11 protein-coding genes and 3 tRNA genes are annotated in these 15,003 nt (G+C 30.6%); 1 reads left to right on the forward strand and 13 read right to left on the reverse strand.

All coding sequences use genetic code 11. From position 1 onward, the window contains the following. Window positions 1-316 precede the first annotated feature (316 nt). The 9 genes from HSACCH_RS06730 to HSACCH_RS06770 form a co-directional block, all read right to left on the reverse strand. Complete coding sequence (locus HSACCH_RS06730) at window positions 317-1,417, reverse strand: ABC transporter ATP-binding protein (protein WP_005488775.1); 1,101 nt, start codon at window positions 1,415-1,417, stop codon at window positions 317-319. 16 nt (window positions 1,418-1,433) lie between these two features. Then, window positions 1,434-3,107 carry an ABC transporter permease gene (locus tag HSACCH_RS06735; RefSeq protein ID WP_005488777.1) on the reverse strand — a complete coding sequence of 558 codons (1,674 nt, stop codon included), beginning with the start codon at window positions 3,105-3,107 and terminating at the stop codon, window positions 1,434-1,436. Between the two features lie 97 nt (window positions 3,108-3,204). Then, complete coding sequence (locus HSACCH_RS06740) at window positions 3,205-4,227, reverse strand: extracellular solute-binding protein (RefSeq protein WP_005488778.1); 1,023 nt, start codon at window positions 4,225-4,227, stop codon at window positions 3,205-3,207. A gap of 337 nt (window positions 4,228-4,564) precedes the next feature. Next, window positions 4,565-5,707 carry a YibE/F family protein gene (locus HSACCH_RS06745; protein WP_005488779.1) on the reverse strand — a complete coding sequence of 381 codons (1,143 nt, stop codon included), beginning with the start codon at window positions 5,705-5,707 and terminating at the stop codon, window positions 4,565-4,567. A gap of 85 nt (window positions 5,708-5,792) precedes the next feature. Further along, window positions 5,793-7,313, reverse strand: coding sequence for an alkaline phosphatase (locus tag HSACCH_RS06750; protein ID WP_005488780.1), 1,521 nt, complete (start codon window positions 7,311-7,313; stop codon window positions 5,793-5,795). A 395-nt stretch (window positions 7,314-7,708) separates the two neighbouring features. Further along, window positions 7,709-9,031: a sigma-54-dependent transcriptional regulator gene (locus tag HSACCH_RS06755; protein WP_005488781.1), complete on the reverse strand. Its 1,323-nt coding sequence runs from the start codon at window positions 9,029-9,031 to the stop codon at window positions 7,709-7,711. Beyond that, complete coding sequence (locus tag HSACCH_RS06760) at window positions 9,009-10,394, reverse strand: sensor histidine kinase (protein ID WP_005488782.1); 1,386 nt, start codon at window positions 10,392-10,394, stop codon at window positions 9,009-9,011. Before HSACCH_RS06760 ends, HSACCH_RS06755 begins: the two co-directional genes overlap by 23 nt. Before the next feature lie 44 nt (window positions 10,395-10,438). Next, the gene (locus HSACCH_RS06765) at window positions 10,439-11,296 is read right to left on the reverse strand and encodes a phosphate/phosphite/phosphonate ABC transporter substrate-binding protein (protein WP_005488783.1); all 858 of its coding nucleotides are present in this window, start codon (window positions 11,294-11,296) and stop codon (window positions 10,439-10,441) included. Window positions 11,297-11,482: 186 nt separating this feature from the next. Beyond that, a complete protein-coding gene (locus HSACCH_RS06770) occupies window positions 11,483-12,004 on the reverse strand; it encodes a peptidylprolyl isomerase (RefSeq protein ID WP_005488784.1) in 522 nt (173 codons plus the stop codon). Window positions 12,005-12,223: 219 nt separating this feature from the next. On the opposite strand from HSACCH_RS06770, the gene HSACCH_RS06775 reads away from it, so the two are divergent. Beyond that, complete coding sequence (locus HSACCH_RS06775; protein ID WP_005488785.1) at window positions 12,224-13,198, forward strand: ABC transporter substrate-binding protein; 975 nt, start codon at window positions 12,224-12,226, stop codon at window positions 13,196-13,198. A 113-nt stretch (window positions 13,199-13,311) separates the two neighbouring features. On the opposite strand, the gene HSACCH_RS06780 is transcribed toward HSACCH_RS06775, so the two are convergent. From HSACCH_RS06780 to HSACCH_RS06795, 4 genes are all read right to left on the reverse strand, one after another. Then, a tRNA-Phe gene (locus tag HSACCH_RS06780) sits at window positions 13,312-13,387 on the reverse strand. 22 nt (window positions 13,388-13,409) lie between these two features. Beyond that, window positions 13,410-13,486: transfer RNA gene (locus tag HSACCH_RS06785), tRNA-Met, on the reverse strand. 7 nt (window positions 13,487-13,493) lie between these two features. Beyond that, a tRNA-Lys gene (locus tag HSACCH_RS06790) sits at window positions 13,494-13,569 on the reverse strand. A gap of 146 nt (window positions 13,570-13,715) precedes the next feature. Then, entirely contained in the window at window positions 13,716-14,993 is a 1,278-nt protein-coding gene (locus tag HSACCH_RS06795) for a LysM peptidoglycan-binding domain-containing protein (protein WP_005488786.1), read from the reverse strand. Window positions 14,994-15,003 lie beyond the last annotated feature (10 nt).

Raw genomic sequence — 15,003 nt, forward strand, 5'->3', positions numbered from 1 at the left:
AATAGTTTAAATTACATTTGTGACCATTTTTTAACAATTCATGATGTATTCTAGAGCTTCCATAGCTGCCGCTATGCTGCCAGTATATTCTGACTTTTTTGAATATCTATACTACTTTATAAATCATATATTGCTTTCGTCGACCTTCGTTGCCCTGTGACCACCAAAATATTAATAACAGTCTAACACAGATTAATACAAAACAAAAAAAGGACTATACAATTTCTCATATAGCCCATTACAAGTTAATATATTTTACTGTCTACTTGACAGGGACATGTTCATTCCTCTAATCTTTATTAAATTTCATTTAGAACTATAACTTCTCTATTACAAGAGATTTTTTTATTTTTAAATTTATATCTTCATTTGCCTCCATTATTTGATCTGCTTGATAATCGTAAACTGTAAAGTCATCATCTCCTGGCATTACTATTTGATAATTAACCTGTGCACCAAGAAATGCTGCCCATCTTATTTGAGTTATTATATCTGCTTCATCTTTATCACAAATTTCCACATCATGAGGCCTTATCATTACTAAAACTCTATCGTCTTCACTAAATTCATCAGTATCAACCTTTGATTTAATTTTATAATCATCAATTCTAATAACCGCTGTATCATCTATTATTTTTTCAATATAGCCTTTTAGAAAATTAGCTTCTCCTATAAAATCACCAACAAATTTATTTGCTGGGTTATTATATATCTCTACAGGAGTACCAATCTGTTCAATTCTTCCTTTATTCATAATTGCCATTTGATCTGAAAGAGTCATTGCCTCTTCCTGATCATGAGTAACATAAATTGTTGTTAGTCCTAATTTGCGCTGAATATTTTTTATTTCTTCTCTCATATAAATTCTCAATTTAGCATCCAAATTACTAAGAGGCTCATCTAAAAGCAAAACTTTAGGCTCATTGACAAGTAGTCGAGCAATTGCAACTCTCTGCTGTTGACCTCCCGAAAGTTGAGTAGGAAGTCTTCCTCCCATATTGTCCAACTGAAGTAATTCAAGACCTTTATTAACTTTATCTTTAACTTCTTGATTACTCATTTTTTTTACTCTTAAACCATATGCAATATTTTCAAACACTGACATATGAGGAAAAAGTGCATAATTTTGAAAAACAGTACCAGTCGGTCTTTTATAAGGAGGTACGCCTCTAACATTTTCACTTCCGATTAATACTTTACCTTCTTCTGGTTTATAAAAACCACCAATACATCTTAATGTGGTAGTTTTTCCACAACCGCTCGGTCCTAAAAGTGTTGTGAGTTTGCCCTTTTCAAAAGTTATATCTATATTATCTACTGCAGTAATTATTTTTCCTTCATCTGAAAATTTTTTGGTTAAGCTTTGTAACTGAACAGGTACTTTTTCTAAATGAAAATCAACATTTCTGTTAACCATAATCTCTTCCTCCCCCTTATAATTTTATATTTAATAGATCCATTTTTGTTATTTTATATAGTACTACAACTATAACAACAACAATAATCATTAAAATTATTGACATTGCAGCAGCTTCTCCTAATTGACCATAGTTTATAAAATTATAAATGTCTACTGACATTAAACGATGATCTGGAGAAACCAGAAAAATAGTTGATGTTAGCTCAGTTATTGCTCTAATAAAAGCAAAGAGAAATCCACTAAAAAAAGCTGGTTTAAGAAGCGGTAATACAATTTTCTGAAAAGTAACATGCCAGCGAGCACCCATGTCTGCAGAAGATTCCTCCATTGAAATGTCAAGCTGTTGCAAATTTGAAGATGCAGTTCTTAATGCAAATGGCATTCTACGAATGATATAATCAAAAACAATGATTAGTGCAGTTCCTGTTAAAATTAGCGGAGGCTTATTGAAGGCAATAACAAAACCAAGTCCCATCATAGTTCCTGGAACAGCATAAGGTAAAGTTGACACAGAATCCATTAGTTTTTTACCAATAAATTTTTGCCTTACTACAATATAACTGATCAAAATACCCAACATTGCTGCTCCCAAACCTCCAATAAATGCTAATATAGTACTATTAGTAATCGATTCTAATGATCTATCAAATACAGTCGTATAATGACTTAAAGTAAAGGAATTATCGATACCCCAAGTCTGAGAAAAACTACCGAGGAGTATTGTTAAATAAATTGAAATTACGATAATAGAAACAAGTGTACATATAATAAACAAAAAATATTTTATGTTTTTAGGAAGTTCAGTTGTTTCACCATGAGCTGCGTTGCCTGTCACTGTAACATAAGAAGCTTTCTTTTTAAATTTATTTTGAAGAAAAAAGACTAAAGAACTTGGTATTAAAAGAATTACTGCTACAGTAGTTCCCATCTGCCAGTTACCTACTCCTAAAACCTGAATAACTGCTTCTACAGCCAGAGTGGTTTCTCCACCACCTAAAATAGCTGGAGCACCAAAAGCTGCCAGATTAGTCATGAAAATTAAAAGTGATGCTGCCATAATAGCAGGAGTTATTAAGGGGAATGTAATAGTTCTAATTATTCTCAAAGGTGGGGCACCTAAATCCATTGCAGCGCTCTCCAGCTCAGAGCCTAATCCTGTAAAAGCTGCAGCTGTCACTATGTATGCAAGTGGAAATAGCGTAATAATCTGTGAAAAAACTACTCCATGCCAGCCGTAAATCACAAATCTAAAATCAAATAATGAATAAAGTATGTTATTAACAATTCCTTTTCTACCAAATAATAATATTAAAGAAAATGCGTTAATAAATGCTGGGGTAATCATTGGTAGAATACCAATAAACATAAAAAATTTTTTGCCTGGAATATTACTTTTGGTTATTGCAAAAGCAAAAATAGTACCTAAAATTACTGCCCCTAAAGTTGCTGTCACAGCAATCAGCATTGTATTATAGAAAACACCTCTAAAATAACTAGACTTTAAAAACTCTAGATAATTTATAAATCCTATATAATTACCACTATAATCAGTAATACTTTTACTTAGTACCTGAGCTATAGGATATATTATAAAATAAAGCAGTATCATAGATATAATAAATATGATAACTTTAACAATGGGTTCAAGCTTAGGCTGAGCAATTTTTTCTTTTTTAAATAATTTCATTTGTGCTTATACCCCCCCTATAAAATTTAGGACCAACCATAAATAACTAACTTCTATAAATTATTTAATATTAAAAATGAAAAGCTTACAAAAATCTTTAGTGAGCAACCTGTAAAAATTTAGCAAGCATATCATTTTTATTTTCCGCTGCCCAGCTGTAATCATCTTCAAAAACAACTAGTTCACTAAGTGGTTTTGCACCTTCAGGAGGATCAACATCTGTTCTTACAGAATAATTACCCTCTTTTTTTACAATTTCTTGAGCTTTTTTAGATAGCATAAAGTTAAGAAATGCATCTCCACCTTCTGGATTTGGAGAATTAGCCACTAAAGCTGAACAAGATGGCGCTGCATAAACAGGTTCTGGGAAAATAGCTTTGATTGGATATCCCTCATTTTGCATGCGATAAATGCGATCATAAAATTGAATTGCTAATGGATATTCTCCCCTTGCAGTTAAAAGACTTGGAGTTGTACCACTTCTGGTATATTGACCAATATTTTTGCTTAAATTTTCAATATAATCCCAACCCAATTCTGACTCAATACCAGTTTCATCAGCCTGCTGATACAACTCAATTACTGTCGCCAACATAGCAAAGGCAGTACCAGAAGTTGCAGGGTGAGGCATTACAATTTTATCTTTCCATCTAGGATTTAATAAATCACCCCAATTTTCAGGTGCATCATAACCTAACTCTGCTAGATATTCAGTATTATAAGCAAATACTAAAGGATACATTGTAGTACCTATAATATAATCTTTTTTAGGATAAGTATAAGATTCTAACATATATTTGGCATTTTCTGGAGTTTCATAAGATCTAATTAGACCTTTTGCTTTCGCTTCATCAAGATAAAGCGCCCTTACTGAATGCCATACATCAGCTTGTGGATTTCCTGACTCAACTTGGAGTCTTGCAAATATTTCACCTGTTGAAATATTTACATTTTTTAAATTATAGCCAGTTTCTTCTTTAAACATTTCTGCTAATTCATTCATTACTGGATCTGCCCAAGGTGAATATACTACAACTGTATCATTTTGTGCTAAAACAATTTGAGGTAACAACATCAAGGAGATTAACAACACTAAAAAATATAAAACTGTCTTTTTCATTTTAATTAACTCCTCCTTTTAAAATCATTTATGATTGGCCTTATTCACATAATTGAACATAATATTAAAAATTCCTTCAATTTTCTTAATATTTCTATTTTTTAGTTTTTTTCTTTTTGAATTAATCTATCTTCTAAATCGTAATATTATATAATAAATTATATTAATATTAGAAAATTGCAAATTGATCTCCGTCCTCTAGGCACAGTCAAAATATAAATCACAAATCAAAAAAATTAGTATAAAACCAAAAAAGAACTGTAAATTTTATTTTACAGTCCTTAAAAGTTTAATCTATTTAATTATTTGCTTTTCATTTAGTAAAAATCATGCTTAATTAATTTTTTAAAAATTTATCCTTAATATCTTTTAGTTTAAATTCTCTGCTATAAAGCCAGGCAGCAAAAATTGTTGTAATTGGTGCCACTATCACTAAACCTATACTCCCAACAATAGTTCTTAAAATTTCTGAAACTATAATTCTTAAATTAAAAATTCTTCTTAAGGTAGTTGTTCGGGTCATAAAAGCCATCATTAAAGTTAAATACCCACCTGCATAAGCTAATAAAAGAGTTGTGGTCATTGTTCCAATAACATCACTACCTACATTAAAACCTGATTTAATTAAATCTTTCATTTCCATATCGGGCCTTTTTTCTTTAAGTTCCTTAATTGTAGTAGACATATCCATGGCAATATCCATTGCTGCTCCAGAAGCGCCAATAACAACTGCTGCATAAAATATGTCTCTTACATTTAAATTAAAATAACCTGCTGCCAGCATTTCCCCAACATAAGGAGCAGACATTCCATCTAAAGCAAGTTTATTTCCAAAAAAGATTGTTAAAATAATTGTAATTAAAAGGCTCAAACTTGTACCAAAAAATGCAGCTAATCCTTTTTTGGTAAAACCAGCAATAGAAAATAAAATTAAAGCAGATAAAATTATCAGTACAAAAGTTGTAAACAATAACGGATTTAAACCATTTAATAAGCCTGGAACTAGCACTTTCCAGATGATTATTATACTTCCAATAAATGAAAACAGAGCTTTTAAACCTATGTAACGTGCATAAAGTAATAGTAAGATAATAAATAGTGCGAGTAAAACTAAAATCCAACCCTGTCGATAAATATCTAAGGCAATTACTGCTCTAATTTCACCACTCTCGGTTTCTGAAATTGCAACTAGAATTTCATCACCTTCACTAAAACGATAATCCCAGGCGAAATTTCCAATCAGATGATTTGAAGCATTAAAAGTTTCTCCTTTAAATTTACCCTCTTTAATTTCAACTTGAACTAGCTGCCTTCCAAATTTTTGAACACCTGAACCACTAATTTCACTATCATTAACTTCTTTTACTACAGCTCGGAGTTCTCTCGTATCAGGCTGAAAACTTAAATTGTAAAATAAAAAGGAAAGTGATGCGGTAATAATAATAATAAAAATTATTGCTTTAATTTTTTTGCTTTTCATCTTCATGCCTCCTGATTAAGTTCAAAGAAAAGGTGAGGAATAAATCCTCACCTATTCATTAGTAATTCACTTTTATAGATCTACTTTAATTAAGTTCTACATCTAGTAGTTCTGCAGTGATATTAGCTACATCTGTATTATCCATTGAATCATTATATCTTGCTGCACCAGCACCATGAGATCTAATTGGAATAATCTGGCCAGTGTGAGCGGAAGAAGTCCAACCAATTTCTGATCTCTTAGAAGTAATATGAGCTATAGTTGACTGTACTGGACTTATCCAGCTTGCTTGCGGCCAATATCCACCAAAGTCCATTACATTTGCTCCGCTACCTTCTGCATCTTGAAGATCCATAGCGTTTTCAAGCATTTCTTTTTCTCTATCGTTTAGTTTTTCAATACCAAAATCTTCTTTTAAATCAGTATATACTTGTGCTCTATCACCAGTATACTCAAAACCTTCTTCGATAGAAACTTTAATATCACGAATTGGTCCTAAATCCATGAAATAATCATATTCCATACCTTCACAACTGTTTAAACCGAGGCCACCAGTTTCGTGGTCACCAGCAACAATAATTAAAGTTTCATTAGGATGCTCTAAATAAAACTTATAAGCTGTTTTAACAGCGTCATCAAAAGCTAAAGTATCATGAATAGTTGCAGCTACATCATTATCGTGAGCGGCATGGTCAATACGTCCACCTTCAACCATCATGAAAAATCCATCATCATCTTGGCTTAGTAAATCTATACCTTTTTGAGTCATTTCTGCGATACTTGGAACTAACTTATTAACTCTATCAATTTCGTAAGAAACATGACTCATAGTAGGAGTATAAAGAACTCTATCTCCAGCCATTGGCATGTAATCTCTAAAAGCTGCTGTATCAGCACTTGATTCAAAGACTTCATAACCTTCATTTGCAAATTCTTCAAATAGATTTCTGTCATCTTTTCGTTTAGAATTTTCATTACTACTGGCTAAGAAATGTCTTGCTCCACCACCAGCAAGATAATCAATCTTATTTTCAAGATACTGAGCTGCTATTTCATTTTCCATTCCTCTATCTGGTACATTAGAAGCAAAAGCAGCAGGTGTTGCATGTGTAATTCTTGCAGTTGATACTAATCCAGTAGCCATTCCCTTTTCTTTTGCAGCCATTAAAACTGATTTGACTGGGTTATCATTAACATCTAATGAAATGGTATTTCTATCAGTTTTAATACCTGTAGCTAAGGATGTAGCAGTTTGAGCAGATCCTGGTACTAAAGTAAATGATCCTGCAGTTCTTGTAGAACCAGCAAAATCCAATCTGTGCATCATTAGTCTATCACTATGTTCTTCTGTTGTCATATCAATGAAACTTTCTCCATGTTCTTCATAACTGTGATTAGGCTCTTCGAGATTTTCAAATTGATTATAATACTCTGCCAATGTTGCCTGAGAAGATGCCATACCATCACCGATTAGAAAAAATACATACTTAGGATTATCTGACTGTACATGTCCACTGGCTAAAACACTACCAGCTAAAAGCATTGTAATTAAAACAGCCATAATCAGTCTAGAATAAATCTTTCTTTCACTAATTTTTTTAAACATTTAATATCCCCCTAATTTAATTTTGTTCTTAATGAAATAAAAATAGTAAATAAATAGTAAGTAAAGCTTAACTTTTTTATTCACCCCCAAAGCTAAAATATTTAATAGTTTGACCTGTCACCTATATATAATGCAATTTCCGTTCCAGAATAATAAAATTCAGTAAATTATAATATGAAACCATATTTTTTTGAAAATTATTAATAATCAATATTAACAAGTAAGTATTATGTAAAAATATGGATAATATTATTAATAATTAAGTTTTTATTTTGTTTTATTAAATGAAAAAATCAGTAAAGATTCTTATTAAAAAAGAATTTTTACTGATTTAAAAATTATAATATTCATTATTGTGTGTATTTTTAGTAAACTTCACAATTTAAGTGTATAAATTACTCAACTAAGTCTGATACTTCTCGATCATCTTTATATTTTTTTATCCAATTATATAATGTTTTTCTTGAAATTCCTAAGATTTTAGCTGCTTTAGTCTTATTACCTTTACTTTTTCTTAAAGAATTAATTATTTTTTCTTTTTCAGTTAATTCATCTCTATCATAATTAATTTTTTCTAAAATATCCTGTGGTAAATCCTGTAAAGTAATGTCATTGCTTTTAGAAATAATAATTAATCTTTCAGTTAAATTTTCTAGCTCTCTTATATTACCAGGCCAGTCATATTGTTTTAACAAATTAACAGCCTCATTTGAAATTCTTTTTTGGGCTATATTTTCTCTTTTTGATATTTTCTTGATAAAATGATCTATTAAGATACTGATGTCTGATTTTCTTTTTCTAAGAGGGGGAATCTTTATTGGAAATACATTTAATCGATAAAATAAATCACTTCTAAACTTATCTTCTTCGACCATTTTTTTAATATCTCGATTAGTTGTTGCAATTACTCGAACATCAATATCTATACTTTTATTTTCGCCAACTCTTTCAAACTGCTTTTCTTGAAGCACCCGCAATAATTTAGATTGGGTATCGAGACTAATTTCAGTTATTTCGTCTAACATTAAAGTCCCCTGATCTGCCAATTCGAATTTTCCTTTTTTATCCTTAACAGCACCTGTAAAGGCTCCTCTTTTATGTCCAAATAACTCTGATTCTATAATATTATGATTAAGGGCTGCACAATTTACAGCAACAAAATTATTTTCTCGCCGCTGACTGTGATAATGTAGGGCTCTTGCAACTAATTCTTTTCCAGATCCACTCTCTCCCTCAATCAAAACTGTGGAACTATAATCAGCAGCCATCTCAATAGTTTCAATTAAATTATATACTGTCTGGTTTTCTCCAATTATTTCCTTATATTTTTTTCTAACTTCATCTTTATGGTCTATTTCTGTTTGACCGATTAAATTACGAATTTTAATTTTCAATTCATCATAATCTAGTGGTTTAGTCAAAAATTCTGATGCACCTAATTTCATTGCTTTTACTGCCATTGGAATACTTCCAAAAGCAGTCATAAAAATGAACTTACTTTTAATATTTTTCTTTAACATTGTTTCATAAAACTCTAGACCACTCATTTTAGGCATTCTTATATCAGATATAATTAGATCTGGATTAAAACTTCCAGCTTTTTTAATCGCCGTATTTACATCATTTGCATAATCAACTATATAATTTTCTGCTTCTAATATTGCTTTTAAAACCTTCAAAATGTTTTCTTTATCATCAACTATTAATATCTTTTTCATTGCCGCTATCATCCTTATAGATAGGTAATTTAATTTTGAAAATTGTATTATTTTCAACTTCTGCATCAATTTTTCCATCATGTTTTTCAATAATTTCTTTTGAAATACTTAAACCTATACCACTACCACTTTTTTTAGTTGTAAAAAATGGATCAAAAATCTTATCCAGATCTTTATTATTAATCCCACTACCATTATCTTCAATATAAATTAAAATGAAATCTTCATCATCTTCAACTTTTATTTTAATATAACCTGATTTTTTAATTGCTTCGACTGAGTTTAAAATAATATTAGTAAATACACTTTTTATTTTATTGATATCACCTTTGATATATCTGTGCTGGCTATTAAACTCTTTGATTAAAGTTATGTTATTATTTTTTATCATTGACTCTAATAATTTAGAAATATCATTAAGAAGATTAATAATATCAATTTTTTTAAATTCATAGGATTTAATTCTGGCAAAATTCAAAAACTCTTCTAAGAAATTATTTAATGTTTCAATTTCTTCATTTATTATTTCAAAAAATCCGTTATGAAAATCGGATTCTCTCTTTAATTTTATTACCTCTACTGCTCCAGAAATAGCTTCTAGAGGATTTCTTATTTCATGAGCTAAATAAGCTGACATTTTACCAAGAGTAGCCATTTGTGTTTTCTCAATTAGACTTTTCCTGATTATCAGCATTTCTTCATACATCCAGATTACAGAATTATATAGTTCCTTCAATTCTAAAGGAGGATTTTTAGACTTTAATTTAGAGATTTTAAAATCACTTTCTGGAATTTTACGAACTATTTTAGCCAGATTAGTAATTGGTTCTAAGTAATAATCAGATGTAATGTGAATTATAAATGTCAGCAGTAAAAAAGATGAGGTTAATATGACAACCATCATTCTAATTGAATAATTTATTTTATTTTTTAAAGTCTGTTGGGAAAGCGTAATTATTGTTCTGCCAATTACATCTTCATCTACAATAATATCTTTGATTGTTATTAACTTATCATCATCCACATAGTTTTGCTTTTGCTCATAATTTTTTTTGTTAAACGTCCCTTCTAAATTTCTATCTAATGCTGCTAAAATTCTACCATTATTATTTATTATTTTTACTCCGACTACATCCTGCTCATTTTCAAAAGACATGACATTTTTCGAAAGAGTACTAAATTCATGCACAAGCAGAGCTTCTTTACTGATTTCTGCTAATGTTCTAGCTAAAAGTTTACCTCTTCTTTCAATTTCTTCTTGAAAAATATCCTTTTGCTGAACAATTAACACATAGCCTACCAAAAGCATAATTAATAAAAATATTAACATTATATAAGTAATTAATCTTCTTTTTAATGACAAAATTAATCATCCTTATCTTTAAAACTCTCTTTAAATTTACTTGATTATAATTTTTTATTATAATCAGCTAAATAATCTCGAACTATATCATACATCTGATCATCACTTGCAGCAAAACCATCAAAGCCAGATTTATGCATAGCTTTTAACCCAGTTGGATCACTATTTAAACTTATAAAAGCTTTTCTAAGCTTATTTATTGTCTCTTCTTCTATATCATCTCTGGCGGTTATAGAAGATGTAGGTAAATAAGAAGATTTAGCAATTATTTTAATTCCCGAACTATATTTTTTATTAAGCTCATTTTCTAAAATAAATAATTTTATTGCACCAGCATCAACTAATCCATAGCTGACACTTTTAAGAACATTAATATGCTTGCCTGTATATACAACATCTAAATCATTTTTGTGACTTATACCAGAGCTTTTTAAAATAGCTATTGGTAAATAGTAGCCAGAAGTAGAATCTTTTTCAGCAGTTAAAGCTAATTTTTTACCTTTTAAATCATCAATCTTTTCAATTTTAGAATCTTTACGAACAATAAAGCCTCCTTGATAATAAGAACTACCAAGTCGTTTCTCTAACACCACTGGTTTACAGTTTAATTCATCATGTGCTTTTACATAAAAAACTGGCGAAAAATAACCCATATCAATTTTTTTGTTTTTCATTAAATCTATTAATGTTTGGTGGTCTTTAGCAACTACCAATTCAATATCTATACCACTTCTTTTAGAGACTTCATCCAAAATAGACTGCCAGCTTTCTAATTTTGATAGAGCAATTTTTTTGGAAGTAACACCTAAAGTTATAAATTCCTCTGCCTGGATTGAAATTGTGAATATTAAAAAAAATAATATCAGCAGAACAAAACTAAGATATTTTTTTAAATATTTCATTAGCCATCTCCCTAAGTTAATTTCACTTCAAATAATAATTAAATATTTTAAATTAATTAAAAAGTCTGAAATTTGTTCACTTATTTAATTATATACAATTAATAAACAAAAAACAAAATTATTTAAAAAAGCTGACAGAATTAACTGCCAGCCTATTAAATTAATATTTTTTTAAGATTGATCAAGTTAGAGCTTTTCTGGAGCCTCATATTCTGCCCCAAATGTTTCTACTTCTACTGATTTCATTACCTGTTCTTCTTTTGGTAAATCTCTTGCACCTGTTTCTACTTCAGCTATTTGATCAACAGTATCCATGCCTTCTATAACCTCTCCAAAGGCTGCATACTGGCCATCTAAATGTTGAGCATCTTGATGGACTATAAAAAACTGGGACCCTGCTGAATCAGGAGCTGAGCTTCTTGCCATTGAAATTACCCCTCTTTTGTGCTTTAAATCATTATCATGACCATTGGCCGCAAATTCACCTTTAATTGAATAACCTGGATTCCCCATTCCAGTGCCATCAGGACATCCACCCTGAACCATAAAGCCTTTAATTACACGATGAAAATTAAGCCCATCATAATAATCATTCTCAACCAGTTCAATAAAATTCTTAACTGTATTCTCTGCTTTTTCTGGATATAATTCTAGTTTAATTTGATTTCCATCTTCCATTGTTATTGTTACTTCTGGATTTTTTGACATTTATAACACCTCAAATTTATTTTTTGATATTTCTCTTATTATTATATATAATTTTGAAAAGAAATTAAAGTTTATATTTAGAAATTAACTTATCTTATATTAAAAATATAATATAAAATTAGTCATTTTTTAAAAAATGAAAATTGACAAGCAAAAGAAAATGATTATATAATTGACTTAAATAATTAATTTTTTCAAAAGAAGGGAGAAGGGAAAAGTATGAAGAAATTTTTTAAAAAGGGACATTTATTACTTTTAGTCTTAGCACTAGTATTTTTATTTTCAATGAATTTAGCAGCTGAGGAATATGAAATAGGTATTTCACAGTTTGTTGAGCATCCGTCTTTAGATTTAGCCAGAGAAGGGTTTATTGATCAGTTAGCTAAAGAGGGGTTTGTAGAAGGAGAAAATATAAAGATTGATCTTCAGAACGCTCAAGCTGATTTTTCAACTGCTCAAACTATAGCTCAAAGATTTAATCAAAATAAAGTAGATTTAGTTTTAGCAATTGCTACACCCTCAGCTCAAACAGCTGCAAATGTCTTAAAAAATACCCCAGTTTTAATAACAGCAGTTACTGATCCAGTTGAGGCTGGTATAGTTCAGAGTATGGAAAAACCGGGTGCTAATATCACAGGCACAACAGATATGAATCCGGTAGCAAAACAATTAGAATTAATAAGAGATTTCCTACCAGAAGTAAAAGATATCGGTATTTTATATAACCCCGGTGAAGTAAATTCTACTGTTCAGGTTAAACTAGCTAAAGAAAAAGCTAAAGAAATGGGAATTAATCTTGAAGAAGCAACAGTTAGTAACAGCAGCGAAGTAAGTCTTGCAGTTTCTTCTTTAGTTGATAATGTAGATGCAATTTATGTGCCAACTGATAATATTATTGTTTCTGCTATGCCAACTGTACTCCAGACAGCACACAACCGTCAAGTTCCTGTATTCGCTTCTGAAAATAATTCAGTTGAACAGGGTGCAATCGCAACTTTGGGAATTGATTATTATCAGTTAGGAAAACAGACAGGGTCTATGGCTGCTCGAATTCTTAATGGTAGTAATCCAGCAGAAATGCCTGTTGAATCTTCAAAAGAATTAAAACTTTACATTAATAAAAAATCTGCTGATCAGATTAATCTAAAAATTCCGGAAAATTTATTAGAATCAGCTGATATTATTTTTGAATAAAAATAACTATAAATATAAAAAAATTATTTAAATCAAGACAAAGATTAAAGAAAAATAATATTTAAGCAAAAAAAGAAGCCAGGCTAAATGCCTGGCTTTAATATTTAAAAAAATGGTGGTGAGAGACAGAATCGAACTGTCGACACGTGGATTTTCAATCCACTGCTCTACCGACTGAGCTATCCCACCGAATATGTAATAAAAATAAAAATGGTTGCGGGGACCGGATTCGAACCGATGACCTCCAGATTATGAGCCTGACGAGCTACCAGACTGCTCTACCCCGCGCTATAAATGGTGAGCCATGGAGGATTCGAACCTCCGACAACCTGATTAAAAGTCAGGTGCTCTGCCAACTGAGCTAATGGCCCATTTCTCTTGCGACGCTTTTTATAATATCAACAATACAATGAGTTGTCAAGAAAAAAGTGAAAATAATTTAAAAATATTACTTAAATCTAAAAAATGACGATAAAAGACAGACAACTTTACGCTGTCTGTCTAATAATCCAAAACATTATGGTAAATAATTTTTAGGGTTAAGTGGTTTTTCATTTTGTAAAACTCCAAAATGAAGATGAGGACCTGTACTTAAACCAGTATTTCCGGATAAAGCAACCTGTTGGCCCTTATTAACCATAGATCCCTTAGCTACACTAACTTTAGAGTTGTGAGCATAAAGTGTTTCTACACCTCGACCATGATCAATAATAACTGTATATCCAAAACCATTCATCCAACCACTATGTACAACTTCTCCTCCTGCTGCTGCTTTAACTGGAGTTCGAGAAGGAACAGCAATATCTAAACCATTATGGAATAATCTTGTTTTTTTAATCGGATGAGTTCTCCAACCAAAATTAGAAGTAATCCGACCATTAACAGGCCAAATTAAAGAATTTCTAGCTAGATTAAATGGCCCACGTTGATAATCAGTAATAATTAACTCTTCACCAGCAACAATTCTGTCTCCATTCAAGTTATTAGCCCGCCGAATTGTATCTACATCAGTACCATACATTCGAGCAATAGTACTTAAAGCATCACCACGCCGAATTTTATGTACAATTTTATCAGCAGTAGTTGACTGCTTTTGTGAATTCTTAGCTTCTTTTTTAACATTTTTATTTGAAGCTTTTGAGTCAATAATTGGGAGCACTAGTTCCTGTCCAGCTTTAATAAAATCTGAACTGAGATTATTTGCATTCATTATCTCTTCAACAGGTAAGTTTCTACGCGCTGCAATTGCTGATAAAGTATCTCCCTTACGAACTGTATAATATACTTTAACATTTTCTGCTTCATTATTGGCAGAATTAACTGTGCTTTGATTTTGAGTATCAGCTTTAACTACTTTATCTCGTGGAATTTTCAAGTCCTGACCCGGTTTAATTCTGGCAGAACTCATATTATTGAATTTCATAATCTTTTTTACACTAGAATTTCTTGACCTAGCAATTCCTGACAGAGTATCTCCATTATCCACCACATATAATTCATAAGATACTTTCTCAGAAATCATTTTCTTCAATAACTGACGGGTATTATCACCAGCAATTCCATCAACACTAAGATTTTGGCTCTTTTGAAAATTTTTCACTGAATTTTCAGTACCCTTCCCAAAAATGCCATCCGGTGATACATTATATCCCAAAATTTTTAAATATTTTTGAATTTCCATTACATCTCTTCCACGATCATTCAATTTAACCTGAAAAGCTGAGGCTGTAATAGTTATTGACAAAAGAAAAACTAATAAAATTATTAGTGTAGTTAAATAGTTATTTTTTTCCATATCTCCCCTC

It is taken from the genome of Halanaerobium saccharolyticum subsp. saccharolyticum DSM 6643 (assembly GCF_000350165.1).
Lineage (GTDB): Bacteria > Bacillota > Halanaerobiia > Halanaerobiales > Halanaerobiaceae > Halanaerobium > Halanaerobium saccharolyticum.

Excerpts from the sequence above, each read along its gene's own strand:
- HSACCH_RS06730 (WP_005488775.1), bottom strand. The coding sequence starts at position 1,417 with ATGGTTAACAGAAATGTTGATTTTCATTTAGAAAAAGTACCTGTTCAG.
- HSACCH_RS06735 (WP_005488777.1), bottom strand. The coding sequence starts at position 3,107 with ATGAAATTATTTAAAAAAGAAAAAATTGCTCAGCCTAAGCTTGAACCC.
- HSACCH_RS06740 (WP_005488778.1), bottom strand. The coding sequence starts at position 4,227 with ATGAAAAAGACAGTTTTATATTTTTTAGTGTTGTTAATCTCCTTGATG.
- HSACCH_RS06745 (WP_005488779.1), bottom strand. The coding sequence starts at position 5,707 with ATGAAAAGCAAAAAAATTAAAGCAATAATTTTTATTATTATTATTACC.
- HSACCH_RS06750 (WP_005488780.1), bottom strand. The coding sequence starts at position 7,313 with ATGTTTAAAAAAATTAGTGAAAGAAAGATTTATTCTAGACTGATTATG.
- HSACCH_RS06755 (WP_005488781.1), bottom strand. The coding sequence starts at position 9,031 with ATGAAAAAGATATTAATAGTTGATGATAAAGAAAACATTTTGAAGGTT.
- HSACCH_RS06765 (WP_005488783.1), bottom strand. The coding sequence starts at position 11,296 with ATGAAATATTTAAAAAAATATCTTAGTTTTGTTCTGCTGATATTATTT.
- HSACCH_RS06770 (WP_005488784.1), bottom strand. The coding sequence starts at position 12,004 with ATGTCAAAAAATCCAGAAGTAACAATAACAATGGAAGATGGAAATCAA.
- HSACCH_RS06775 (WP_005488785.1), top strand. The coding sequence starts at position 12,224 with ATGAAGAAATTTTTTAAAAAGGGACATTTATTACTTTTAGTCTTAGCA.
- HSACCH_RS06795 (WP_005488786.1), bottom strand. The coding sequence starts at position 14,993 with ATGGAAAAAAATAACTATTTAACTACACTAATAATTTTATTAGTTTTT.